General features: G+C 35.5%; 24 protein-coding genes. 19 read left to right on the forward strand and 5 right to left on the reverse strand.

The genetic code is table 11. The features are described from left to right. Positions 1–131 precede the first annotated feature (131 nt). On the reverse strand, positions 132–1,310 hold the full coding sequence (locus ABES03_RS14135; RefSeq protein WP_430117915.1) for an MFS transporter: 1,179 nt from the start codon (positions 1,308–1,310) through the stop codon (positions 132–134). Between the two features lie 179 nt (positions 1,311–1,489). Here ABES03_RS14135 and cax point away from each other — a divergent pair, with 179 nt between their 5' ends. The 9 genes from cax (at position 1,490) to rlmD (ending at position 11,666) form a co-directional block, all read left to right on the forward strand. Continuing rightward, positions 1,490–2,548 carry a calcium/proton exchanger gene (gene cax / locus ABES03_RS14140; RefSeq protein WP_430117917.1) on the forward strand — a complete coding sequence of 353 codons (1,059 nt, stop codon included), beginning with the start codon at positions 1,490–1,492 and terminating at the stop codon, positions 2,546–2,548. A gap of 877 nt (positions 2,549–3,425) precedes the next feature. Then, positions 3,426–4,043: a YczE/YyaS/YitT family protein gene (locus ABES03_RS14145; protein ID WP_430117918.1), complete on the forward strand. Its 618-nt coding sequence runs from the start codon at positions 3,426–3,428 to the stop codon at positions 4,041–4,043. 127 nt (positions 4,044–4,170) lie between these two features. After that, complete coding sequence (locus tag ABES03_RS14150) at positions 4,171–4,941, forward strand: YfkD family protein (protein ID WP_430118037.1); 771 nt, start codon at positions 4,171–4,173, stop codon at positions 4,939–4,941. Positions 4,942–5,095: 154 nt separating this feature from the next. After that, on the forward strand, positions 5,096–5,293 hold the full coding sequence (locus ABES03_RS14155) for an SE1561 family protein (RefSeq protein WP_430117920.1): 198 nt from the start codon (positions 5,096–5,098) through the stop codon (positions 5,291–5,293). A 165-nt stretch (positions 5,294–5,458) separates the two neighbouring features. Then, entirely contained in the window at positions 5,459–7,018 is a 1,560-nt protein-coding gene (locus ABES03_RS14160) for a fumarate hydratase (RefSeq protein ID WP_430117921.1), read from the forward strand. A gap of 500 nt (positions 7,019–7,518) precedes the next feature. After that, positions 7,519–8,484: an NERD domain-containing protein gene (locus ABES03_RS14165; RefSeq protein ID WP_430117923.1), complete on the forward strand. Its 966-nt coding sequence runs from the start codon at positions 7,519–7,521 to the stop codon at positions 8,482–8,484. A gap of 62 nt (positions 8,485–8,546) precedes the next feature. Continuing rightward, on the forward strand, positions 8,547–9,308 hold the full coding sequence (gene pdaA / locus ABES03_RS14170; RefSeq protein ID WP_430117924.1) for a delta-lactam-biosynthetic de-N-acetylase: 762 nt from the start codon (positions 8,547–8,549) through the stop codon (positions 9,306–9,308). Between the two features lie 96 nt (positions 9,309–9,404). Next, positions 9,405–10,265, forward strand: a complete 861-nt coding sequence (locus ABES03_RS14175; protein WP_430117925.1) for a DNA-3-methyladenine glycosylase family protein — start codon at positions 9,405–9,407, stop codon at positions 10,263–10,265. Between the two features lie 12 nt (positions 10,266–10,277). Then, positions 10,278–11,666, forward strand: coding sequence for a 23S rRNA (uracil(1939)-C(5))-methyltransferase RlmD (gene rlmD, locus ABES03_RS14180; protein ID WP_430117927.1), 1,389 nt, complete (start codon positions 10,278–10,280; stop codon positions 11,664–11,666). 16 nt (positions 11,667–11,682) lie between these two features. On the opposite strand, the gene ABES03_RS14185 is transcribed toward rlmD, so the two are convergent. Next, a complete protein-coding gene (locus tag ABES03_RS14185; RefSeq protein WP_430117929.1) occupies positions 11,683–12,087 on the reverse strand; it encodes a hypothetical protein in 405 nt (134 codons plus the stop codon). Positions 12,088–12,119: 32 nt separating this feature from the next. Here ABES03_RS14185 and ABES03_RS14190 point away from each other — a divergent pair, with 32 nt between their 5' ends. Beyond that, on the forward strand, positions 12,120–12,353 hold the full coding sequence (locus tag ABES03_RS14190) for a hypothetical protein (protein ID WP_430117931.1): 234 nt from the start codon (positions 12,120–12,122) through the stop codon (positions 12,351–12,353). A 97-nt stretch (positions 12,354–12,450) separates the two neighbouring features. Further along, positions 12,451–13,392 (forward strand): restriction endonuclease, encoded by a 942-nt coding sequence (locus ABES03_RS14195; RefSeq protein WP_430117932.1) that lies wholly within the window; start codon positions 12,451–12,453, stop codon positions 13,390–13,392. Positions 13,393–13,626: 234 nt separating this feature from the next. On the opposite strand, the gene ABES03_RS14200 is transcribed toward ABES03_RS14195, so the two are convergent. After that, the gene (locus tag ABES03_RS14200; RefSeq protein WP_430117934.1) at positions 13,627–14,151 is read right to left on the reverse strand and encodes a hypothetical protein; all 525 of its coding nucleotides are present in this window, start codon (positions 14,149–14,151) and stop codon (positions 13,627–13,629) included. 123 nt (positions 14,152–14,274) lie between these two features. Here ABES03_RS14200 and ABES03_RS14205 point away from each other — a divergent pair, with 123 nt between their 5' ends. From ABES03_RS14205 to ABES03_RS14225, 5 genes are all read left to right on the forward strand, one after another. Then, positions 14,275–16,653: a hypothetical protein gene (locus tag ABES03_RS14205; RefSeq protein ID WP_430117936.1), complete on the forward strand. Its 2,379-nt coding sequence runs from the start codon at positions 14,275–14,277 to the stop codon at positions 16,651–16,653. 420 nt (positions 16,654–17,073) lie between these two features. Beyond that, on the forward strand, positions 17,074–17,997 hold the full coding sequence (locus ABES03_RS14210) for an MvdC/MvdD family ATP grasp protein (protein WP_430117937.1): 924 nt from the start codon (positions 17,074–17,076) through the stop codon (positions 17,995–17,997). Further along, positions 17,998–19,008 carry a hypothetical protein gene (locus ABES03_RS14215; protein ID WP_430117938.1) on the forward strand — a complete coding sequence of 337 codons (1,011 nt, stop codon included), beginning with the start codon at positions 17,998–18,000 and terminating at the stop codon, positions 19,006–19,008. 59 nt (positions 19,009–19,067) lie between these two features. Further along, positions 19,068–19,454: a hypothetical protein gene (locus tag ABES03_RS14220; protein ID WP_430117939.1), complete on the forward strand. Its 387-nt coding sequence runs from the start codon at positions 19,068–19,070 to the stop codon at positions 19,452–19,454. 584 nt (positions 19,455–20,038) lie between these two features. Further along, the gene (locus ABES03_RS14225) at positions 20,039–20,395 is read left to right on the forward strand and encodes a hypothetical protein (protein ID WP_430117940.1); all 357 of its coding nucleotides are present in this window, start codon (positions 20,039–20,041) and stop codon (positions 20,393–20,395) included. A gap of 321 nt (positions 20,396–20,716) precedes the next feature. Here ABES03_RS14225 and ABES03_RS14230 read toward each other — a convergent pair whose 3' ends face one another. Further along, positions 20,717–20,995, reverse strand: coding sequence for a helix-turn-helix domain-containing protein (locus ABES03_RS14230; RefSeq protein ID WP_430117941.1), 279 nt, complete (start codon positions 20,993–20,995; stop codon positions 20,717–20,719). 72 nt (positions 20,996–21,067) lie between these two features. After that, on the reverse strand, positions 21,068–21,520 hold the full coding sequence (locus ABES03_RS14235; RefSeq protein WP_430117942.1) for a transposase: 453 nt from the start codon (positions 21,518–21,520) through the stop codon (positions 21,068–21,070). Positions 21,521–22,061: 541 nt separating this feature from the next. Between ABES03_RS14235 and ABES03_RS14240 the strand changes: the two genes are divergently transcribed. The 3 genes from ABES03_RS14240 to ABES03_RS14250 all read left to right on the forward strand — a co-directional run bounded on the left by ABES03_RS14240 (position 22,062) and on the right by ABES03_RS14250 (position 25,397). Beyond that, positions 22,062–22,232 carry a hypothetical protein gene (locus tag ABES03_RS14240; RefSeq protein ID WP_430117943.1) on the forward strand — a complete coding sequence of 57 codons (171 nt, stop codon included), beginning with the start codon at positions 22,062–22,064 and terminating at the stop codon, positions 22,230–22,232. Between the two features lie 1,434 nt (positions 22,233–23,666). Beyond that, positions 23,667–24,254: a hypothetical protein gene (locus ABES03_RS14245; RefSeq protein WP_430117944.1), complete on the forward strand. Its 588-nt coding sequence runs from the start codon at positions 23,667–23,669 to the stop codon at positions 24,252–24,254. Positions 24,255–24,272: 18 nt separating this feature from the next. Then, positions 24,273–25,397, forward strand: a complete 1,125-nt coding sequence (locus tag ABES03_RS14250) for an SPFH domain-containing protein (protein ID WP_430117945.1) — start codon at positions 24,273–24,275, stop codon at positions 25,395–25,397. The last annotated feature ends 174 nt before the right edge of the window (positions 25,398–25,571 follow it).

Genomic DNA, 25,571 nt, shown 5'->3' on the forward strand with positions numbered 1-25,571 from the left:
TAATCAAATTCATTACCCCTAAAAAACACGAAAGCTGTCATCAAAGGATGACAGCGAAAATTCTTTCTTCTATTTGTTTTAATCTTACCATACATTCTATTCATTGAATATCAACTTGCTTCATAAAAACCTTATGAATTTTGCTGTTCGACCAATAGATCCGTTTTTTTGCCAAAAGAAAAGATGATAACTGATAATACTAAAAGCATTGTACTAATGATGTAAAAGAAACTTACATCTTGCAAGTATTTAATAAATAATCCGCCGATGATGGGCCCCATTAAGCTGCCTAGACTGAAGAAAATGCCACATAATAGGTTGCCGGTCGGTAATAGTTCTTTCGGTACCAAGTCGGTCATATAACTTATGCCAAGAGAGAAGGTCGACCCAACAACCATCCCTGAAATGAGAAAAGTAACAAAGAGTCCGATAGTGGAATGCTCCATAAAACTTGCAGCGGTAAAACTAAAAAAGCCTAGAAAAAGAACCGTCATTAAAATATTTCTTCGGCCGTATTGATCACTTAACATCCCTAACGGAAGCTGGGTAATAATACTGCCAATGGCAAAGGCAGATAAAACGATTGAGACACTAGAAACATCAATGTCCATTCGTAAAGCATAAACAGGAAAACTCCCATTTAATGATGATTCCAGAAATCCATAAGAAAAGGGAGGCAAGAAGGCAACCCAGCCATACTTTAAGGCTTTTCTAAATTGCTTAATTGTACCTAGAAAAGAGTTAATCGATACTTCTTGTTCAGGTAGTTCATTTTTTAAAAGAAAGACAAATCCCCAGCCAATCAAACATAGAATGGAAGATGCAATAAATGGTAAGGCTTCATTTACATTTACTAGCGGTGTCATTAATGGTCCAGTGGCAAAGCCAATTCCAAAAAATAAGCCGTATAATGAGATATTTCGACCCCGTCTTTCCGGTGGTGAGGACGAAGTAATCCAGGTCTGAGTGGCGAAATGGAGGGAGTGATCTCCTATACCAATCAGTAATCTTAATACAAACCAAAACCAAAAGGTCTTCCATAAAGGAAATAATGCTAATGATAGAAAGACAAGTGCTCCACCGAAAATAATAACCGGTTTATACCCGTATTTTCTTAGTGGCCATTCCATAAACGGAGAGACAAGTAAAATCCCAATATAAAGAGCTGTAGCATTGAAGCCGTTTAGTGAAGGAGAAACCCCACTTTTTTCAAAAATAACAGCAATCAGCGGCAAAAGCATTCCTTGAGAAAAACCAGAAATGGCCACAATACTGACCAATATCCAAAACCGTAAATATATTTTATTCATGTTACTTTCTCCACTTTCCGAATTTCAAATAGTTTAAATTGTTCCTAAATGATGGTAACGAGAAAAATCAAGATTTGCAAGAGAAAATGGATTTGAATTTTTTTATGTTTTAAAGGAAAATTTAGGGGAAAATAGAAAAAACATATATAATAGGTGAAAAAGTATTTGGAGGGAATGTAGTGACGAACAAAATCTTTATGCTGATGACATTCATTGGTGTTCCACTTTCTATTATAGGAACGCTGATGCATTGGTCATATATTGTCTTATTTATTGTGTACTGTTTAACCATTATTGCACTAGCCAGTTATATGGGAAGAGCAACAGAAAGTTTAGCTATCGTAGCGGGGCCGCGGATTGGCGGGTTGTTAAATGCCACTTTCGGAAATGCCGTTGAGCTGATCATTTCGATATTCGCTTTGAAGGCGGGACTAGTGGGAGTGGTTCTTGCCTCCTTGACGGGTTCAGTGCTAGGGAATTTACTACTTGTCGCAGGATTGTCTTTTTTTATTGGCGGCATAAAATTCAAACGTCAGCAATTTAATGTGTATGATGCACGCCATAATTCTGGTTTACTTATGTTTGCTGTGATTATTGCCTTTGTTATTCCTGAGGTTTTTGCCATGAACATGAATGAGACAAAAACTCTTTCATTAAGTATTGGAATTTCCGTTATTTTGATTCTCCTTTATTTGGCTGCCTTATTCTTTAAACTGGTTACACACCGTGGTGTTTATCAGTCAAACAATGAGAGTGTAGTACATGAAGAAGAGGAACCCGAATGGAGCAAAGGGAAGGCGATTGCTATTCTAGCAATTGCAACGGTTGCTGTAGGATATATATCTGAACATCTTGTACATACCTTTGAATATGTAGGCGAGACCTTCGGCTGGTCTGAGTTGTTTATCGGGGTCATTATCGTAGCGATTGTAGGGAATGCGGCGGAACACGCTTCTGCGATTGTTATGGCCTTTAAAAATAAAATGGACATCGCAGTGGAAATTGCGATTGGCTCCACACTGCAAGTGGCCATGTTTGTTTTACCGGTCCTTGTATTAATTTCCTTGTTCTTTGACTCTTCTATGCCGCTTTTATTTAGCTGGCAGGAATTAATCGCCATGGTTTCATCGGTACTATTAATGGTCGTCATCTCCAACGACGGGGAATCGAACTGGTTTGAAGGATTAACGTTGCTAGCAGCCTATGTGATCATGGGCATTGGATTTTATCTACTCTAACAAAACTGACTGTGTTGGCGAAAACAACGAGACACTGTCAAAAGGAAAGGCAACTTCGGACAGAGTTGGTAGAAAAAAGCGAGACACTGTCAAAAGGCAAAGCAACTTCGGACAGAGTTGGCAGAAAAAATAGAAACACTGTCAAAAGGAAAGGCAACTTCGGACAGAGTTGTTAAAAAGCAACGAGACACTGTCAAAAGGCAAGGCAACTTTGGACAGAGTTGGTAGAAAAAAGCGAGACACTGTCAAAAGGCAAAGCAACTTCGGACAGAGTTGGCAGAAAAAATAGAAACACTGTCAAAAGGCAAGGCAACTTCGGACAGAGTTGGTAGAAAAAAGCGAGACACTGTCAGAAGGCAAGGCAACTTCGGACAGAGTTGGCAGAAAAAAGCGAGACACTGTCAGAAGGCAAGGCAACTTCGGACAGAGTTGGCGAAAAACAGTGAGACACTGTCAAAAGGCAGGGAAACTTCGGCCAACTTGAATGATTTCTGAAAAAACACCCAAACTGAAAGAGACTCTAAGCCAACTGGCCTAGAGTCTCTTTTTTTTCACTTTTTTTAAATGTACGAAAGTAATTTCAACTTGCTATGCTATAATAAAACAGCATGATTTTTAGGGTTCAAAAATCAATCGTTTTCTGGGACCATCAACCACCAACCTTCATGTTTAGTTATAGACAATAAAAACACGAGTGTTGAATTTCATATAAGACGGGGATCCCAACCTCCTTAGTAAATTAAAATGTAAGTAGTCGATTGATTGCTGCCCTCCTTTTTTAAAAGGTTAAGTTTATTATAAATCTAAGTTAGAATTTTGTAAATAATCAGATTATTACATTTACATTACTTTTTTACCAATTTTAAAGGAGAAACCAATGAAATTATTTATTAGGCTATTATTTTTTATTTTTGGCTTAGTCATTATGACTTTTGGCGTATGTATGACGATTAAGGTAGCGGAAATTGGGGTCGGTGCTTGGGATGCACTGAATTATGCTCTTACCAAAAAGGTGGGCTTGTCGATTGGGAAATGGGTCATGATTGATGGAGCTATTTTAGTTATTGTCAATGCCCTATTAGTAAAAAGAAGACCGGCAATCCTTTCACTTTTTACCATTATAGTGATTGGTTCTTTAGTTGATTTTTGGCTGATGACCTTCTTTGAATTATTTGAAGTACATGGAATCATTGCAAAAATAGCGATGCTTTTGGTAGGAATTTTAATTATCGGATTTGGTGCGGCGATTTATATTCAGGCAAAGTTTCCGCAAAGTCCTATTGATAACTTTATGTTAGCCATCAAGGAACGTTTTCGTGTGAATTTAATGATGGCAAAAACGATCGGTGAGATTACGGCTTTAATCCCCGCGTTCCTTTTACACGGACCGATTTCGTACGGAACGATTATTATTACGTTTACAGTAGGACCTGCAATCCAGCTGTTTTTTCCTTTTTTTGAAAAATTAATGGTACGACTGCAGGCGAAATACTGAAATTAATTGCTTGAATGGATAATATTTATGAACTCCGAAAAAACTAGTAGCAGACATGGTAATGCTATTAGTGAAAGGAGCTTAACTCGTGAAGAGAAATGTATCGATTCTGATGACACTGCTATTAATGTTAACCTTTATTCCATCTGCTTTCGCTCAAAAAGCTCAAGTGAAAAGAGAACAGGTAAAGTATCAAGTTCCAGCCTCGGTTCGAAACATCACGAAGGAAAATACGTATCCGAATTCAACACAGGACTTACCTTTATTGCAGCCGAGTGATTTAACAAAAAAACTAATCAATTCTTCTAAAGTGAAGATTCAAAATCCTGATTTAATTCGTATGCTCAATGAGTCAAGTATCAACAGTACTCCATTTGCACTTGGCTACCGTGCGGTTATTTATCTCGGGCAATGGCCATTAAATTATGAGTCAACGGAGACCTCACCGAATTGGGAGTACCAAAAAATTAACACAAATTATTTTGATAACCGTGGTGGGAAAGTGCCATATCAAATTAAGTATGTGCAAGAAATGCAGAAAATCGTAAGAGGCGGCCTGACTGCCAAAATCGCCAATGCTGAAGATGTGAAAAAGATGATGCTGTTAAAGGCGATGGAAAAGACGCGTCTTCCATTGGCGTTTGAGACAATTATCGGTGCTGGAACGAAAAATGATCATATCTACAATATCCCGCCAAATCGCTTAGGGTACCTTTATGCGTATGCTCCTGGGGTAAATGAAAAGGGGAAAGTGACTTACGGCGAAGTGTACTTGATGCTTAAGGGCAGTAAAAAGTTTATTGTTATTAAGAATGTGACATCACAAGGAATTGGTGCTTGGATACCGGTTCAGGATTATGTCTCATTTGGTTTTGCTGCTTCTGAGCGTCCGCGATGATTGTGTGAAATGACTCCTGCTGATTGGGCAGGGGTCTTTTTTTTCAGGTGGCTGGCTGTTTCTTTTCTAAAAGTTGGGTAAAATAAGGATAACTATTGCCAACACCCTTCTTTTTACGATAGGATGAAAACGGAACACGAAAGGAGCGAGGAGCTTGGGCAGTCCATTACAAGAAAAAAATCAACAAGTGACTTTTTTAAAACAGCGTTTAAATATGTTTATCGATGTGCTTGATGCAATTGATCCGGAAGATACGGATCTTGAGGATATTGATCGGCTAATCTCTATGTTGGATGATATGGAGTCTAAATGTAAGGAATTTAATAATCGTGATATTCCAGAGTCTGTTTAAAACAAACAGGCTCTTTTTTGTGTGGAGTTACCTCAATCTGCCATGTATTCGCTTGCAATCTTATCCTTTAATTCACGAGAGTATAGGAGTATAATGGTAACGTGCAAAATGTTGTAAAATTGAAAATAGATAAATTTGGGGAACAAAGGGAAAGGGGTACTCGAATTGAATATCGAAAAATTTCAAGAAAGCATGTACAAGCTAATCGTTGAAACGTCTACAAAGCTTCCAAAGGACGTCCGCCGGGCTGTTAAAAAAGCCAAGGAACTAGAAAATGCGGGTACAAGTGCAGCAATGAGCCTTGCAACCATCACAAACAACATTAAAATGGCAGACGATCAAGTATCGCCGATTTGCCAAGATACAGGTTTACCAACGTTCAAAATTAAAACTCCTGTTGGTGTAAACCAATTAGAGATTAAAGAAGCGATTAAGAATGCAATTGTCCTTGCGACGAAGGAAGGAAAACTGCGCCCTAACTCCGTTGACTCATTAACTGGTGAAAACAGTGGGGATAACCTTGGTGCTGGCCTTCCGGTTATGAAATTTGACCAATGGGAAAAGGATTATATCGATGTCCGCCTAATCCTTAAAGGTGGCGGCTGTGAAAATAAAAACATTCAATATAGCCTTCCGTGTGAATTAGAAGGACTTGGCCGCGCAGGCCGTGACCTAGACGGTATTCGTAAATGTGTCATGCACTCCGTTTACCAGGCACAAGGCCAAGGCTGTAGCGCAGGTTTTATCGGCGTCGGTATCGGCGGTGACCGTTCATCTGGCTATGATTTAGCAAAAGAACAGTTATTCCGTTCTGTGGATGACGTGAATCCAAATGAAGATCTTCGTAAGCTTGAAGAGTATGTAATGGAAAATGCCAACAAGCTTGGAATCGGTACTATGGGCTTCGGTGGTGAAGCTACGTTACTAGGCTGTAAAGTTGGCGTAATGAACCGTATTCCTGCTAGCTTCTATGTTTCCGTTGCTTATAATTGCTGGGCATTCCGCCGTTTAGGTGTGAGCGTGGATCCTGTGTCAGGAGAAATTACTGAGTGGGCCTATCAAGATGGTGAGTTCATTGATTTCGCAGAGAGTGAGGCAGCGAAGGAAACGGCTGCTGCTTCGGCTGAGGCTGGTGATTCTGAGCGTGTCATCACGTTGCAGGCACCAATTACGGAGGAACAAATCCGTGAGCTGAAAGTCGGCGATGTGGTTAAAATTAACGGATTAATGTACACAGGACGTGACGCGATCCACAAATATTTAAGCGATCACGACGCGCCAGTTGATTTAAATGGCCAAGTTATTTACCACTGTGGCCCGGTTATGTTGAAGGATGAAGCTGGTCAGTGGCACGTTAAGGCGGCTGGACCAACAACGAGTATTCGTGAGGAGCCTTATCAAGGTGACATCATGAAGAAGTTCGGTATCCGCGCCGTAATCGGTAAGGGCGGTATGGGTCCGAAGACATTGGCTGCGTTGAAGGAGCATGGTGGCGTGTACTTGAACGCAATCGGCGGTGCTGCTCAGTATTATGCTGACTGTATCAAGGGCGTCGAAGGTGTGGATTTAATGCAATTCGGTATCCCAGAGGCCATGTGGCATCTTCGCGTTGAAGGCTTTACAGCGGTAGTAACAATGGATTCCCACGGTAACAGCTTGCATGCTGATGTGGATAAGTCTTCGTTGGAAAAATTGGCGTTGTTTAAGGAGCCGGTTTTTAAATAGGATTGTGGGATTTGTTTTTGTTTGGGGGGCTGGGCACTTGTGTGCTTGGCCTTTTTTTATGTTTTGGAGGTTGGGGCTGCGGCTACCTTTTATGTTATTGGGCTGGCGTGGTGGATGAATGATCCTATTTTGTGGACTTATCCTTCGGTTTTGTTCACTTAATTGGTTGTTGGAAATTGATTTCCATGTTTTGTAGAATACAACTTCAATTTTGTAGAATTCCTCTCTCAATTTGTAGAATAATCCTCAATCTTCATCTGTAACGTTTATAATTGGAAGTTAATTACCAACTATTGTAGAATTCACCCCCGATTTTGTAGAATAAATTGAAATTTTGTAGAATTAGCCCTTCAATTTGTAGAATTCCTCCTCAGGCACACCGAAATTACACCCAAACTTCTCTCAAATTAAAAAAGTCACAAAAAGTCCACATCGGAAACAAAGGAAAATCAGGTGCATTAGCCGAAATTCTACCTAAAATACAAAGGAGGTATCAGAAATTGTTTGATAAAGACCTTGAAGTACCCATTAATCTAATAAAAGCAGAAGCATTAGAGAGAAGAACAAAGGAGAATCATCCGTGTAGGGGAGATTTAAAGTCATACATAAAGAATTTAAGGTCAGGTTATAACGGTGAAAAAACAATCAACTATTTTTTAAATCTAATTCCACCCCAAAGGTTTCGCATTTTCCACGATCTACGTCTTCCATTTGGTGATACTTACTTTCAAATTGACACGCTCATATTATCTACTAAGTTTATTCTCATGCTTGATGGGAAAAATCATTCTGGAAAACTTCATATTGATAAAGAACAAATGGTTCAAGAGTATATGGATAATCGAAACATATTTGAAAACCCGATTATACAAGCCAACCGCCATAACATATTGTTAAAATACTTTTTAGAAAAACACAAAATCCCGACTATCCCAATCGAATCCCTTGCTGTAATAAGTAAATCATCAACTGAGGTGACTATTGACGCAGGTTACACCGAGGCACATAAAAAGATTTGTCGAGCAAGTGATTTAGTTAATATAATGGAGGAAAAATATCGTTATTACAGAAAGGAATACATTGATAATAAGACTGTAGAAAAGATTAAAAAGCTGTTACTAAAAACACACACGCCACTGAACACAAACATTATGGAGAAGTTCAACGTGTCGATACTGGATATTTTAACAGGTGTTCAATGCCCAAAATGCTTCTTTATACCAATGAACTACAAAAGAAACAATTGGATTTGCCCAACCTGCCACTTCCTTTCACCCGATGCCTTTATAAATGCGGTGGCTGATTATTTCTTGCTCATCAATCCCTCATTTACTAATGTGGAAATACGAAACTTTCTACATCTTCCATCCTCAAGGTCAGCAAGCTACTTTATATTCTTATTAGATTTCCCTTCTACAGGCACCACAAAAGGCCGCATCTACCACCAACCCAAGGATTTCCTATAAATGCTAATCATCTTTTCCCCAATAAAACAAACACTAAAAAAAACAAAATAGGGGGAACATGGATGAAAAGATTAGTTGGTCTGCTGATTGCGGGGTTTTTAGCCATTCCGCAAATGACATATGCAGCCGTCCCGAATCAACCCATTCATTGGGGCTTTAAAAAGTCTGTCAATGAGCAGCCGCCAGAAGCGGGTGCGGCCTATGATCAAATTTTGGCTAAATACGGGGCGTTTTACAAAGGAAACCCGAATTCCAAAATCTTATATCTTACTTTTGATAGCGGGTATGAGAACGGACAAATGCCGAAAATTCTTGATGTGTTAAAAAAAGAAAAAGTACCAGCTACCTTTTTTGTCACCGGGCACTTTTTAGAGTCCCAGCAAGAACTGTCCAAACGAATTGTAAAAGAAGGCCATATCATTGGCAATCATTCTTGGCATCATCCTGATTTTACAGCTGTTAGTGACGAACGAATCCGTGAAGAACTGGCTAAAGTAAAGAAACGTACCACAGAAATCACCGGTCAAAAGAAGATGAAATACCTTCGTCCGCCACGCGGAGTTTTCAGTGAGAGAACCTTGCAGATTGCGAAAGAAGAAGGATACACACATGTCTTTTGGTCGATGGCGTTCGTTGATTGGAATGTCAATCAGCAAAGAGGCTGGCAATATGCCTATGACAATATCATGAGACAGGCTCATCCTGGCTGCGTGATGCTGCTACATTCGATATCACAGGATAACGCCGATGCACTTGAAAAAGCCATTAAGGATTTGAAAAAGAGAGGCTATAAATTCAAGAGCCTTGATGAGTTTAAAGAATAATACACTAACCGAATTTCACAGAGAAATTCGGTTTTTCCCTTTTCAAGATTTTTCATGCTATAATACGGGGAAAATACTAAAGGATGGAATTGGCCCGTGTGGAGAGAAGAGATTCATTTTGAAGGTCCTTATAATTTCGATAGTGTGCTAAAGAGGCATAAACCAGATCCATTGAAACAGGTAGATATAGAAGCCCGTTCCATCAGAGTCCCTGTTGTTATTGGCAGCCACTCACAGGTGATAGATGTGACCGCAATTGGTACAGTCGATCAACCTGCATTTACCGTAAAAGGACAAACGGATAAGGAAGTTGTCATACAACATATATCCGAACTTTTTCAATGGAATATATCTTTAAAACCAATTCATAATCACTTTCAACGAACCGACCTTAAGGACATCTTCGACACATTCATTGGTACACCGCTCATCCTTGATTTCGGCCTTTTTGATAGCCTCATCAAGTGTATTATCCACCAGCAGATTAATATGACGTTTGCCTATCGATTAAATGAACGCTTTGTAAAAACGTTTGGCTATGAAATCGATGGAGTGTGGTTCTTTCCGCAGCCTGAAAAAGTAGCCGCATTAACGGTAGAACAACTGCGTGATCTCCAATTCAGCGGTAGAAAGGCGGAATACATGATTCAAATTGCAAAGGAAATCGTCGAAAAGGGTCTGGACTTACAGGCGCTTAAAAAGGTAACAGACGATGAAATTTTTCATAAATTAACGCAGATTCGTGGGGTTGGCAAATGGACGGTTGAGAACTTCCTATTGTTTGGTATGGGGAGGCATAACCTGTTCCCGATGGCCGATATAGGCATTCAAAATGCACTGAAGAAATTGTACAAGTTGGAGACAAAGCCAACTTTTGAAGAAATGGAACACTATAAACAAGGCTGGGAGCCTTATCTAAGCTACGCTTCTTTGTATTTATGGAGAAGCCTTGAATAATGGAGTGAATATATGAAAACCGAGCAAAGTATTAAAATCCAACTGAAGCAGACGTTTCCGTTAACGATTAAAAGACTAGGGATCAATGGGGAAGGCGTCGGCTATTTCAAAAAGCAAGTCGTGTTTGTACCGGGTGCGCTTCCAGGTGAAGAGGTAGTGGTTGAGGCAACGAAAATCAATCCTAAATTCGCTGAGGCAAAAATTAAGAAAATCCGTATCCAATCACCGCATCGTGTACAAGCGCCATGTCCGGTTTATGAGCAATGTGGAGGCTGTCAGTTGCAGCATTTACAGTACGGTCAGCAATTAAAAGAAAAACGCGATATTATTATTCAGTCACTTGAGCGGCATACAAAACTAGCAGTCAACAAGCTGGATATCCGGGAAACGATTGGAATGGAGAACCCGTGGGGCTACCGGAATAAAAGCAGTTTCCAAGTGGCTCAGAAAAATGGCAAGGTGTTAGCAGGATTATACGGGATGAATTCGCACCAGCTTATTGATATCGAACATTGTGCAGTTCAGCATTCGCAGACGAACGAAGCGGTCACAAAGGTTAAATCAATCCTAGAGGATCTGCAAATTCCTATTTATAATGAAAAAACAGGTAAGGGAATTGTTAGAACAATTGTTGCACGTGTAGGAGTGGAAACGGGAGAGCTACAGGTTGTCCTTATTACTACACAAAATGAGTTACCTAAAAAGGACTTAATTATAGAAGAAATTCAAAAACGGCTTCCAAAGGTAAAATCAATTGTTCAAAACATCAACGGTGAAAAAACATCGCTGATTTTTGGGGAGGAAACCCTCGCTCTCGCTGGAGAAGAGTTTATCCAAGAGACACTCGGTGACCTGCAGTTTGAGCTGTCGGCAAGAACATTCTTTCAATTAAATCCGATTCAAACGGTGAAGCTTTATGACGAGGTGAAAAAAGCTGCAGCTCTGACAGGTAAAGAGAAAATTGTTGATGCTTATTGTGGTGTAGGTACAATCGGATTATGGCTGGCGGACCAGGCAGCTGAAGTACGCGGAATGGACGTAATTCCAGAATCGATTGATGACGCGAAGAAAAATGCCAAACGTCACGGATTCACCAATACGAAATACGTTCCAGGTAAAGCGGAAGAAGTACTACCAAAGTGGGTGAAAAAGGGCTGGAAACCAGACGTCATTGTAGTCGACCCACCAAGAACAGGCCTGGATAACCAGCTGCTTCAAACTATTTTGCAAGTAAAGCCGGAAAAATTGATTTATGTTTCTTGCAACCCTTCTACTTTGGCGAAAGATATTCAAACTTTAAGTGCGAAGTATGATGTTAAGTTTATTCAGCCTGTGGATATGTTTCCGCATACGGCGCATGTGGAGTGTATCTCGCAACTCATTTTAAAAGAAGGCAACTAACCCTTGTGGTTGTTGCCTATTCTTGTTCATCAAAAGGATTTAAAAAGTTGTAATGTATACGTAGATTACCATCGATGCTACAGGTTACTTTATTCACCAAAGAGTGCAAGACTTGAGGAGTTAAATCTTTTAGTATTGAAACTTCTCTAAGCTTCTTACCTAAATTAATTGCATAGTTCTCACTTTCGCACTCTTCAAGCTTTGCTTGATATTCAATTTTGGCGGTCTCAAGCTCAGATACTTCCTGGTCTATCTGCCTTCTATATTCTACCAGTTCTTCTCGAGATATAATCTGATCAGCATACATATCAAGATAATCTTTCTTTCTGGAACGAATTCTTTTTACCTTATTTTCGATTTTTGTTATCTCGTTTGTTATTGAAACCTTCTTTTGATCCAATCTTTTTTGCAAGCTCTGCATAAATTCGTCATCTTGGATGGATAAGTGAAGACTTGTTTGTAGAAGGTAATGAAGACGTAGCGGATAGGTACTTCGATGTTTTTAAGAAGATATTTTATATTCAGGATCATAATGCTCATTTTGATATGATGATTGGTGATTATCAATATGAGTCAATTCACATTGATAAAAATGCGGAAGCAGAAGAAAAGGAAGAGGAACAGGGAGCCCAAGCTGAGATTGAAATCGCTATGAAGCAAGTTGCTAGTGGAAGTGAGCAAATATAAATCCTTTTAAATATTCCTATTTGTTAAATTTGGGAAAATTAATAAAGGTCATTATATAGTATAATAGTCATAAACATAACATTTTGAGGTGTACAGATTGATAGATTATACTGAACTTCCATCAAATGGAGTTGCGTTTGAACAATTAATAAGGGAATTATTAATAAGAAGTGGTTTTGAAGTTCATTGGACAGGTGTAGGGCCGGATGGTGGAAAAGATCTCATCTTTTATGAAAGAGTTCCAGGTAAACTTGCTCCATTTCAACGTAAGTGGTTAGTAAGTTGTAAACATTACGCACATTCCGGACAATCAGTAGGATTAAAAGATGTAAGTTCAATTATTGATGAGTGTGAAGCTATAGGGGCGGAGGGATTTTTACTTGTATGTTCTACCCAACCATCTTCTTCAGTAGTAAAACGATTTGAAGAAATTGAAGGTAGAAGGAATCTTCTTATAAGATATTGGGACGGAGTTGAACTAGAGAGACAATTAAACAATCCCTCTACTTTACCCTTGATTCACTTATTTTTCCCCAAAACTTCAAAAGAAGTAGGATGGAAAATATTCAATACCCAGTCACCATCTTTCTGGGCAGCTAACTATAAAGATTATTTTTTATACTTGAGTTCTAGAATATCAAATTCATTTCCAAATTTAAAAGATGTAGAGGAAATTATAAAAAGGTTGGAAAGTATTGAGCTGCCAAAGGGAAGTGATTGGAGTAATCATTATATCCGACCTAGAGCAATTTATTTTGATAATAAACACGAAACTTTTTCTGTGTTCGCAGATTATATTTACCCGTATGACCAAAAAGAATCTGTATTAAGTCCTTCCAAATTGAATGAGGTTCTGGAAGATGGTCAGGGACTCTATTCAGATAGTACTTATATGTGGTATATAACGCATTGGGATATCGAATATATTTCTTCTAATCAAATAAGTGACCGTTTTCACTTAGATAGTAAATATTATTATGAACAATTTATTAATAATTTTAAAACCGGATTACCAAGAAGGTCCTTTATAAGTGAATAATCCTATATTATCCCTTTTATTCAAAAAAAATATATCTGTAAACCGTTCTAAAAAAATAAAAAAGGGCCGAGTCGGTCCTTTTTTATGTAACGAAAATGTTCTAAAATTTGGCAGTTAAATTACATCATATAATTTATCGAATTAATATGCTTCACATAATGTGATTTAAGAGTCGCCCTTGTAACTTTTGTTGAGAAATTGATATCAAAATAATTAAAAATATTAAGAAAACATTTAAATTAACTTTTCAAGTATTAAATAATCTAAAAAAGTCTGATTTATTTCTTCCAATTGAATCTTATCAAGTCGGTTAATTAAATCATAGGCTTCTTCACTTTCTGGTCCAAGTGTACTAAGGTCGCTTTGTATTCGTTCCGCTTCTTTTTGTAAACTTTGAACAGTGTTTAAAATGTTAGAAGGAAAAATATTAATAGGAAATAATCTATAAACTTTTGCCTTGATAGAAGCCATTCCTAATTGTTTAGAAAGCATAGCCATATGGTTTCCGCCTGGTGTTACTACATATTCACCAGTGGGCAATTGAATAAGAGATATTGAATTAGCATATTGATCATCCCAGCCATTGAGCTCCACAGCTTTCTTTAAGTTTTCCATTTTCCAATCTGTAGCCACAATTTTTGGATTTATACAAAGCCCTATAATAAATTTAGGGTTAACATCTGTAATTCCTAAGTTTACACCTTGAAATTGTCCATTTTTGTAATGCTTTAAAATCTCATCTGAATCTTTCCAAATCATAAAAGCACCTCGAAATTTTGGTATAATCCCCTTAGTATATTAACAGAAAGAACTAAAAACTATCAAACATCTGTCTGTTCTATAAATATTTTAGTCAGAATAATACAATAAAAGGAGAAAGAAATGGACAAAAATATAAAGTATCTCCCAATAAGCACTGGAATACGTCCAGCAAAGGTCGTTGTATTAGTAAATATTAATTCAGAATTCTGGGAAACTGACTGTTTAGCTCTATTAGCGATGTTTAATAGAATTTGGGGGGGAGACTATAATCTGATAATACCAACAGATGGAGTTATCATTGATCCCTCTTTCTTAAAAATTATGAAGGAGTATGATCCTGATTACATCTATTATTATGTCTCTTCCTTACATCAATTAAAGGTTTTTGATAGCAATAATTATGAAAAGGTAATAGAGAAATTTATTAGAGAAAACTCCTCATCATCTAGAAATCTAGATAAAGAAGACATAGAAACTCAACCGAGTTTCCTTGGAATGGAACTAACCAGTTTCGAAATTAGCAAGCAATTAATAGATACATTGAAAAAGAATCTAAACTATTTTAATGCTGAAGGTAGTAAACAGTTACTCCCGTTTAAATATAGTGAAAAAATTTCGTATCCTTTAACTGATATGAGTACAATCTTAGAGTATTCCGGTCTTGATGATGTAAAGGCATTGAAAGTTAGAACATCTTCATCCATATCAAAATTATTATTGCATTCTAAATTTGGATTTGTGGATTCTTATTTAGAAGAGAATATATTAGAGAAGGATATTTCTCTAAAGTATGAAGAAGTAAACAATGAACTAGATTTTTACAGGTTATTTGATTTGATATATGAAAGGGATAAACCACTTGATAAAAGAAGTTATGGTTTTAAGGTTCCTAGTGTAAACCTTGAATACTATATCTCTACAGATACCGATTTGGAGGAATCTAACCCAATTACAGTTATAGGAAATACATTATCTGATTTTTGTCTCTACTATTCCTTATCTAAAATAAAGAATAAAGTCTTCTGGATGCCGATTAATGTTGAATTTGATGATGAATTACACAATATTATTAACTTTAAAAGGCAATCTATGATCTATGAGGATAGTAATGCAATAGTATTTGTTTCAACATCATTAACAGAAGATTGCATTAAAGAAATTATTGGAGAGATGGAAACCAAACGGCAGTTTCATTCTGAGATGATTCCTTATATTATCACCAATAAGATAGAGACCTTATTGAATAATATAATTTTTGTGTATGGTAAAGACAATCATATGAATGAGCAAGTCTTAATTTTTGATACATATACTAACCAAAGCATTTACCCAATTGATACACCGGTACCACTTTACTTTTCAAAGGTTTCGCCATCTGGGCACTATTGGATAACAGATATACGTGTTAAAAATACAATTTTTCCGAAAAACCAATACTTAGCTAGTGAGCTGCTCTCAGCAACTCACTATGGCTCTAGGAATATTCGGATAACAAATAAAGGAATAAGTTACTTTTCCCCTAATTTCGTATATTTTAATTCAATGGGAGATAACATTAAGTCGATAAAAGTCAATCCCTATTTAAAGTATCCTGATACTTTGAAGCTTTTTAAAAAGCTATTCCAGAAAGCAGGTTATTCCATAAAGTATTCTGATAAAGGTAATTTCGAGGAGGTATTTATTAATAAATTTAAAGACCTTGGTAACGTAGCTGATATTTTATTAACAGATGCATATAGGAAAGTGTTTGATAAATTTATCGACACTTCTTCGAACAAGGCTGGGGTCTATACTAATGGCATAGTTCTAAACAAACGACGTTATTTGGACTACGAAACAATTCATACTTTATTAAATGATACGGAATTAGTTAGTAAAATATTTAATAATCTATTAGAAAATGATGTTATTGAAAGGGGATTTATTTTCAAGTGTCAAAGTTGCCGCAATGCCGATTGGTATAACATCTCCTTAGTAGATAACACTTTTAAATGTCCTAGATGTTATAAAGTTCAGAACTATACCACTGATACGTTACAATTACAACCGATAAACCATCGAGTACAGCCCATTTGGTATTACAAATTAAATGAGATGGTTTATCAAGCATATCTACATAACTCTTTAGTACCTATTTTGACACTTGCAAAGCTAAAAAAGTCAGCTAATACTAGTTTTAGTTATATTCCAGAAATTGAAATAAGGGTAGATGAAAAATCATCAAAACCACATATGGAAATAGATATTTGTTGTGTAGTGGATGGAGATATTGTAATCGGGGAATGCAAAAAAGGGAATAATCTTAAGGATAGCGGTCCTGAAGAAGATGTTATACAAAAATATTTAAAACTTGCTGATTCTATTCAAGCTCACGTCGTTGTTTTTAGTACATTAGGTAAATGGAGTCATACTACCCTTGAATTGTTGCGAAAATATCAATCAATAACTAAAAACCCTAAAATTGTCATTTTGAATGGTGAGGATTTAATCTCTGAATAAGAGGTAGTTAATCACAAGAAAATGTTAATACACACCATTAACTTTTCTAGAATGTAAATATTTTGTTATGGGGGGGCTACTTTGGCGGCTCCTTTTTTTCTTTCGTACGGATCAGGTGGAATAATTTGGTATCCTCTTGAAAGGAGAGAAATAATATTTTATAAATTAATTATTATATTTACTTTTTAATTTTGTTGTAAAAGGGTGAATATTTTAATTTTTTTGTTTCCTTAAGGTGAAAAAGTCCTATAATGTGTTATGCTAATTTTGTAATTTACCACTTAAGTAACCGTTGAAAAATATGATTTAAAAATATTTTGGTAACAGTTTAAATTGACCCACGGTGTAAAAGTGATGTAATAGATATATCCGAACCTCTTAACAGTTTAAAGTAAAATTAGTACATTAAGGAGATTCACTATGAAACAAATTTTGATTATAACTAACTCTAAGGATTTGACCGTAGATTATTTAATCGATAGATATTCAGAATCTGCCCATTTTTTTAGATTAAATACAGATTGTTTCTCAGATTACAATTTTTTAATATCTAATAATGGATCTACTATTAAATATAACGATAATAGCTTACAAATTGATATGGAACTTTGCGATTCATTGTATTATAGAAAAATCTCATTTCCATCACTTCGTGAATATGATTCAAAATATAGGAATTTAATGCAAAGAGAGATGGTAACTATAATTGAAGGTATTGCTGAAACATTTGGGAATATTGGTATGACAAGACCTTCTTTTCTAAGGCGAGCTGATAATAAAATAGTCCAACTTAAATTAGCTAATGAATTAGGTTTTAATATTCCAGACTCATTAATCTCTAATTCAAATCAGGAAGCTAAAATATTCACCTTCAATAACCCGACTTCGATAGTGAAACCAATCTCAGTAGGCCGATTAATCGATGAAAATAAAGTGGGATATATTCAAACAAATATGGTAAATAAGGAACAGGAGATATTAGGGTTGGAACTATCACCTGCGTACTTCCAAAGCTATCAAGAAAAGGATTACGAAGTCAGGCTAACGATTATAAATGGAAAACCTTATGGTGTAAAAATAAACTCTTCAAACAATATAGACTGGAGAAAGAAGGATTCTAAAATTTCTTATTCTCTTATCGAAGTGCCACAAGAAATAGTAAATAAGTGCTTAATTATGATGGATAGTTTATATATTAAATTTGCAGCTTTCGACTTTATTGTAAAAGATGGGAATTATTTTTTCCTTGAACTAAATGCCAATGGTCAATGGCTATGGCTGGAAGAGGAGCTTAATTTAGACATTTCAGGATCAATTATAAACTATTTATTGGGAGATTTATAAATGCAAAATAATTTCATTTTCTTTGTGGTTAAAATATTCTCTTGGAGTCCTTTTTGTCGAATATCAGATGATCGTTTTTTTGGGGAAATTAGAAGAGGTGAAACACAAAAACACAACCTTAGAATATCGTTATTCAGCTTTAATATGGGGAAATGGATATTACACCTTTTTACCTATAACTTTACTAATATGAAACCAAAATTTTTGTTCGTTTTAAATTTGTCAAAAGTCCATATATATCCGGACTTAAATCGGCTTGGTGCAAACTATAATGTCTATGAAAATGAACTTAAGCAAATTACTGAACAAGAAAAACTCTCAATTCAAAAAGATGCTCTTGCTCATAAAGTGACTCAAATAGAAACGGTTAAAAATCAGACCTTTAATAAATTTCTAGCATACCTATCTATATCCGTTTTTATACTTCCTTTATACAGTGCCCAATTTAATAAAATTTATAGTATAGAGAGTATTTATAAAAAGACATTTATTATAATTTTAGCCTATCTTTTTATTAATCTAATTTATTTTTTTTATAAATTTATTAAGGTAAAATCTGTAGAGCGAGTTACATTTAATTCTATTAGGAGTTCTCAAGACCCCTTAATTACGTTCATCTTAATGTTATATTACGAATGGCGTAGTATGGTACAAGAAAGTACATATCAGGTGACATTAATTAAAAATATTGAAAAATATATAATGGCGATTATTAGTTGGAGCCTTATTATTTTATTCGTATACAACATTATTCAATACAATGAAGAATTTCATAAGATTGAGCAAAAATCAGTTCCTATTGAAAAAAGTGTTACTAATATTATCCATATGAAAAGTGCTAACTCCTTTAAGGATTTTCTAAAGAATAATAATAAAACAATAGTAGAGCTAGAAAAAGCTTTACTGGATAATCGATATGAAAAGATTTTAGTAGTATCCAATAATAAAAATGTTAACTATAAAAAAACAATGGAATTGATTAATATATATAATGTTCATACATCAAAGTAATTGAAATAACAGATAAAAAAACAGATTTTAATCTAATTTTATTAAAGGAGTGAACTTAGGTGAAAATACCATACATTATTAATTATGTCGAAGAGTACGATTTAAAACCTTACCCGATTTTACATTATGACAATAAGACACAAATTAACTACTTAGATAGTGAAAAAAAAGAGAAAGCATTATGGTTTGGCCCACAAACAACTCGATTAACTGAGACAACTGAAAATGATGATAAGGATGAATGCATCTTCGGTCCAGAAACTACTCGTGAGACCGCAACAATTGAAAATAGAGACGTGGATGATTATTTTGTTGGTCCAGATACCACTGTGCTTACATTTACTAATGAAAATCAAGATAGAGATGAAATCTATTTAGGTCCAGAAACTACAAGAATTACAAAAACCATTGAAAATAGTGATCTTGATGAAAATTATATCATTTAAACAAAAATGATCTTTTATAGAATACTGCTTGGATTTTCATCTCAGTCTAAGCAGTATTTTTCATTCTTTATTACAAAGGGACTTAACAAAAATAAAAAACCACCCCGCATACAAGTGAACTGCAAACGAAAGGGTGGTGCTTCTCACTAATTAAATTAGCTTTATTATTTTATCATAGATAGAAAAAAATATACGTCCAGAATTTCTAGTTATTGGTTCATATGCTGGTCTTACAGCTTATAGAACTAAAGGGGCATTAGAGTTACTTTTAGTTTAGTGCTCGAAATCTTCGGTGAGTGATATAATACATTTTATTAAGGATGTGAAATAGTGTGAATTTTAAAACGGTTTTTATAATGAAATACCATTTCTCATTCAACTTCCAGATGGTGAATATGAGATTAATGTGAAATATCAAAGACGAGATGTTGCAGGGGCTATGGTTGAAGAAGTAAAATTAATTAAGTTGAATTTATCGAACAAACATTACAGAGTACATATCTGAATTAAGGGACTTAAAGAACAGATTAATAAATGGATTTGAAATTCCGGCAACAAAAGAACTCCTACTTACTGCACGAAATTTGTATGAAAGAGGGGAATTTCGTTCTGCTGTTATTAATAGTTCGGCAGCCCTTGAAGTAGCGGTTGAAAACAAGATTATTGAAAAGATGAAAACTGATGGTTTGGCAGACCAAGATATAATTGCTTACCTGGATACAACAAAAATGGACTTCCCCCAACGATGCGATAGGCAATTAAGAGATAAAGCCGGAAGGTCACTTGTTAGGGATAACCTTGTCCTTTGGGTGGAGATTAAATCTCATCGGAAAAAGTTTAGGCATAAGATTGCTCATTCATATCTTGTCCCAGAAAAAGTTGAAACAGAAAAAGCAATAAATGATTTCGAATCCGCAATTAATTGGGTTGAATCACTATGATTAGAAGACGTGTAGACTCTTTCTTGACTAACGGAGGGCTTTAGTACGAATTGTGACCTTCCAAACATTAAAGGTCTAAAGAATGTTGATAAACCCACCAACAACCATTGTGTTGTCAATTACACTCCACACACATAGAAGCAGTAACCAATTTAGCATTAAGATGAGATTTAATCAAATTGAGTATGAATTTTCTAAGACATTACTTCCTTATAAATTAAAGGAAGCAATGGATTGAATATACCATTGAAAGAAATTAGCAGCTTTCAACTGATTCCATTACGCACTTAAATACGTTGATGGTGGGAAAGATATATCGATTTATTTCTGTATTATGAAAACATTATTTTTCAATGTTAAATTTACGATATCGGTAACAGGCTGTGGATCAGCAGAATTGTTTTCTCTAGAATTTATAAGTTTAAGTGTATTCAAGTCATTTTCAATCTGTGATTGGTATTTATTTACCCACCTGCGAACGGTGCTAATACACAATTTAAACTTTCTAGCTGTTGCTGAAAAATTATTAATTTCTAGCGCATATTTAACTACTGACAATTTAAATGTGTCTGAGTATGTTTTTTTAATCGTACTGGCCACGTAGAACCCCTCCTCTTTTAGTATTGACTTATATGTAGCAATCCACTGATGTATTTGATAAATGTTGTTTAATTAATTTTGCAGGCAATGTATGGCCTTTTCTTTTAATCTTTCATTTTCCATAAACATTCGACCTATGTATTGTTGAGAGCTTTGTAGTTCCTTTTGTAGTTCGCTTATATATTGTTGAAAACTTTGTTTTTCTGTTTGAAGTTGTTTATTAATATTTGTCAGTTGTTCAATTTCATTTTGCAATAGATGAATAAGATCCTTAAGTTGCTGTTCCGATTCAACAGAAATATTAGTTATATCAGGTTGCTCAATGTCTCTCATTCTTTCTTCGGTTCCTAAAACAGTACTTCCTGTAGAAATTTCCTCTTCATACTCCCTTTTCCATTTTCGAACGGTATTTACGTGTACACTGTGCATTCTCGCAGCCTTAGAAATATTGTTAAGACGGAGTGCATCTTTTACTACCGCGACTTTAAATTCATCAGAATATTGATTAGATACTGTGGTACTCATTGTACGACTCTCCCTTAATGTATGTAGTGTATGTCAGTATTGTATATCATTGTACAGTTGGTGTAAATATTTATTTGAAAGTTTAAATTTAATTGATTTATTATTAAACTTTTATTATTTACAACCAGATGTAGATACAAAAAACTTCTTTCACTTATACGCGCTTAGAAGTGAATTATAAAAATAAATTATAAGCACAAATTGAAAAAGATTGATTTAGACAATAATAATATACTATCTAATAAACACTGAAAAAAGCTCAAATTTATTTAAGAATTGGAAAAGATGATCCATAATGTCCTTATAAAGAAGAACGCTATCCCTACACCTCTTTAGTCTAATATATGACTGGGACAGTTTGTGCTAAAGGATAGAGAAAGGCATTTATATTAAAAAGGGTTGTAACCCAACACGCTCCATGTGTTGCAACATACACTCTAGACATGTGGAGTGTGTTTCGTAACTGGTTTTAAAAGAAAGCAAATAACCAATGTACTGCACCCCAAATGTTAGAGTGAAATCCAATATTAGGGTGTTTTTTATGGCTAAGAATAGTGAAGGATTTAAGTTAATGTTAGTAAAGGAGTACCAAGAAGGTATATTGGGATATAGGCTTTTAGCACAAAAGCAAAATATGAAGGACTATACACGCATTATGAGATGGGTAAAAGTTTACGGAAAATTGGGGGAGAAAGGATTAATGAGAAAGTAAGGAGACTTACTGTATGCCCTCTGATCCAAAGAAAAACCCTTTTCCAGGAGGTTTGGAGAGGGAGCTCTTTCGACCATTGCAGTATGCACGGTCTGAAATTGATATCTTAGATGTTAGATTACATGCTGGGCATGTTATACATTATAGTGGTATGCATTTAGAAGTTGTGATGAGGCTCTTTGTTGTCAGTACAAAATTAATGGGTAAATTAAGATTTTCTAAATCCCTTTAGGAAAACTAGCACACGAAGCAAAAGAGAAAAATATTTTTGATAATGTGCTTATTGATTCATTATTTAATTTTATTGTTTTATATAACAAGGCTAAACATGAAGTGAACATGCTTGATGAGAGGGCCAGGTTATTTTCAGTAGAAGATGCAATTGTTAGCTATTTTGCAGCAAGAATAATAGGGAAAACCGTACTTACAAAAATAGAATACCCAATGTCTTTGCATACATATGAAATTAACAATGACCCATTTGTGTTTTAATTTAGTTTATGAAAGGATACTCTTGTTATTAGGTGGCAGTCTATGAAAATTAAAGAAATTCTGGGTATTAGATATGTGTTAGTGACTGTTATTAGAATTTCTACACTTCATGATTCCCTACTAAAATACATTTTTGCGAGGTGTTAGCATAAGTGAGAAGGAATTTAACAATATTTCTAAGCAAAGACTAGATGAGGAGCAAGAACTGATAGCCACACTACCATACACACTTGAACAACTAAGAGATACGTGATGTAATTCTGAATGCTTACAATAATTATGATTTGCATCTAGCCTGAATTGAAATAAATCATATTATAATAATATTAGAAACAACAATAAAAGAAGAAGCAGGAACCTAATAGGGTTTTCCTGCTTTTATTCAAAATGTTACTGAATCAATCATGGATCCTTTTTTTTAACACAATTAATTGAGTTAAAATTTCAAAAAAACTCTATTTTAAAAAATTATCCTCGGCATTTTAGCAGGCGCGGTGTACCCTTCCATAAGGGCTTATTGAGTAAAACTGTAAGTTGCCTCTGAATTGATATATTTCTTGCCCGAATATTATTGTAGACCTTGGATAATTGGGTCCCACAGGCACTCTTCTTGTATAAATATAAACCAAAATATAGTAAAATAGTAGGAGTGAAATCCCTAAAATAGAAACTTTTAGGAAGTAATAGAGCAGGTTCTAATGGGATGGTTAGATGATTACGGAAAAGGTAGAATAAAAGCCTTGTATATAGTATCCACTTCTGCAAAACTAATTTAACACTTGGAAAAAGTCACTCAAGATATTATCCTCCACAATTAATAATTTATGAAGAAGAATATTTTCTTTATTCCGAGTGGGTTGAAGTACCAGTCAATAATGACCGCCCATATTTAATGTAGTGGTTAGCGTTACATCAATAAAAGAGATAAGGAGAAGGATAAATATGGTGAAATACAATTTAGAGCCAAGTGAATCAATTCTTATTCAGAGTACCGGTGTTTGTGAAGGCAGCGGGCTTATGACCGCATTTACCGATGAACTTATTCTTACTAACATGAACATTATCCATGTTAGTAAGGGGCTGTTTGGAAATACAAAAAGTGTGCGGAAATACCCACTCAATCAGGTGAAAATCATAAATGGCGAAGCACAGGCTAGTATGGGTAAAAGTACTAATGGTATACCTAATCTTCAGATATATTTTACAAATGGCCAATTGTCTTTCAAATTTCAAAGCTCAGCCAAAAAGGAAATTGTGAAATATGTTAATGGAATTAGCAAGGTATTAATTGGGAGAGAGTCAAATTTAGTAGCAAATCAATTTGCAATTCCCGGAGCAGAAATTGTAGCAGAAACGCTTAAAGATACTATAGGTGTTTTTAAAGGAACATTAGGAATTAAATCCAAAGGCAAAGCTGCGGATGAACCGGTAAAGGCTACAAAAAAATGCATCGGTTGTATGTCACCTCTTACTGGAACCAAAGGTCAAAGCATTCGCTGCAGTTATTGTGATACAGATCAAATATTATAATGAGGGAGGTTGATGACTATGGGAATTTTAAAAGTAATTACTGATTCAGTAGGAGGATCCTTTGCTGATCAGTGGAAAAAACTAATAACTGCTGGATATTTTGATGAACACACAGCTGTAGCACCGGGAATACTTAAAACGAATAACAATGGTCGTGGAGTCAATATACATGGCTCAATGGATGTTATATCAAACGGGTCAAAAATATTTATTCCCGAAAATACAGCAGCCTTCATTTTTAGCCAAGCCGGAATTGAAAACATTATCACTACTCCTGGCGGCTATGAATATCAAGATGGTGAGGAAAGCGTATTCAATGGAAATGGTATAGCCGCATCAATCTTTAAACAGGCAAAAGATAGAATCGGCTACGGTGGTATCTCATCTTCGGAAAAGAGAATAGCATTTGTCAATTTACGCGAAATTCGTAATATTAAGTTTGGAACACGCGGTCCTCAGGTCTATAATGATTTGTATTATGGTTGCGACCTCGAAATTTATGCATATGGTAGCTTCTCTATTAAAATTGTTAATCCTGAGAGGTTTATAAAAAACTTTGTGCCAGCTAACGTAAGTAGCTATTCATTTGATAATCCAAAAGTGAGATCACAAGTTCTTTCAGAATTTGTACAATCATTTATCGTTGCATTGAATTCACTTTCAACTACATATAGGATTTCACAGTTGCCTTCACAGACAGTTGAAATTTCAAAGAGAATATCTGAGGATTCATATAATGCTGGCACATGGAAAGACCGATTCGGTTTTGAACTTGTTAAGGTTGCGGTTGAAAATATTGAATTTTCACCAGAATCTAGACAGCTTGTTAACGAGTTCTCTGCGAACAAGATGAATATGAGAGCGTATGAAGATGTTTCACAGAGAGCTTCCAATATTGCTGCACAGCAAAAAATTGCTCAGGGCATTCAAGATAATGGACTTGGAAACGGCGGAGGCATGCTCTTTGGAATGAATATGGCCCAGAATATTGGAACTCAAGGACAACCAGCTTCAACGCCAAGTTCTTCAATGTCTTTCGACGAGCAGATCGAAACATTGAAAAAGCTAAAAGAACTTGTTGATATGGGGGTTTTAACAAAGGAAGAGTTTGATGCTAAAAAGAAAGAAATCATGGGGCTGTAATAAAGCGTCAAAAAATAGATTAATAAGTGTATAGCGTGCAAAAGCCGGTCATATAAGTTGGTCGGCTTTTACTCTCATGTGCTGTGATGGAGTATCGATATAATCACGTTATTTCTTATGAATGACGAGATAGGTAACTAACAAATATAAAGGATTGGAATACTGCTGAATCTA

Origin of the sequence: Neobacillus rhizosphaerae (assembly GCF_050477885.1) — a bacterium.
Classification (GTDB): domain Bacteria; phylum Bacillota; class Bacilli; order Bacillales; family Cytobacillaceae; genus Neobacillus; species Neobacillus rhizosphaerae_A.

Excerpts from the sequence above, each read along its gene's own strand:
- ABES03_RS14135 (WP_430117915.1), bottom strand. The coding sequence starts at position 1,310 with ATGAATAAAATATATTTACGGTTTTGGATATTGGTCAGTATTGTGGCC.
- ABES03_RS14145 (WP_430117918.1), top strand. The coding sequence starts at position 3,426 with ATGAAATTATTTATTAGGCTATTATTTTTTATTTTTGGCTTAGTCATT.
- ABES03_RS14150 (WP_430118037.1), top strand. The coding sequence starts at position 4,171 with ATGTTAACCTTTATTCCATCTGCTTTCGCTCAAAAAGCTCAAGTGAAA.
- pdaA (WP_430117924.1), top strand. The coding sequence starts at position 8,547 with ATGAAAAGATTAGTTGGTCTGCTGATTGCGGGGTTTTTAGCCATTCCG.
- rlmD (WP_430117927.1), top strand. The coding sequence starts at position 10,278 with ATGAAAACCGAGCAAAGTATTAAAATCCAACTGAAGCAGACGTTTCCG.
- ABES03_RS14185 (WP_430117929.1), bottom strand. The coding sequence starts at position 12,087 with ATGCAGAGCTTGCAAAAAAGATTGGATCAAAAGAAGGTTTCAATAACA.
- ABES03_RS14200 (WP_430117934.1), bottom strand. The coding sequence starts at position 14,151 with ATGATTTGGAAAGATTCAGATGAGATTTTAAAGCATTACAAAAATGGA.
- ABES03_RS14205 (WP_430117936.1), top strand. The coding sequence starts at position 14,275 with ATGGACAAAAATATAAAGTATCTCCCAATAAGCACTGGAATACGTCCA.
- ABES03_RS14210 (WP_430117937.1), top strand. The coding sequence starts at position 17,074 with ATGAAACAAATTTTGATTATAACTAACTCTAAGGATTTGACCGTAGAT.
- ABES03_RS14215 (WP_430117938.1), top strand. The coding sequence starts at position 17,998 with ATGCAAAATAATTTCATTTTCTTTGTGGTTAAAATATTCTCTTGGAGT.
- ABES03_RS14235 (WP_430117942.1), bottom strand. The coding sequence starts at position 21,520 with ATGAGTACCACAGTATCTAATCAATATTCTGATGAATTTAAAGTCGCG.
- ABES03_RS14240 (WP_430117943.1), top strand. The coding sequence starts at position 22,062 with ATGGCTAAGAATAGTGAAGGATTTAAGTTAATGTTAGTAAAGGAGTAC.
- ABES03_RS14245 (WP_430117944.1), top strand. The coding sequence starts at position 23,667 with ATGGTGAAATACAATTTAGAGCCAAGTGAATCAATTCTTATTCAGAGT.
- ABES03_RS14250 (WP_430117945.1), top strand. The coding sequence starts at position 24,273 with ATGGGAATTTTAAAAGTAATTACTGATTCAGTAGGAGGATCCTTTGCT.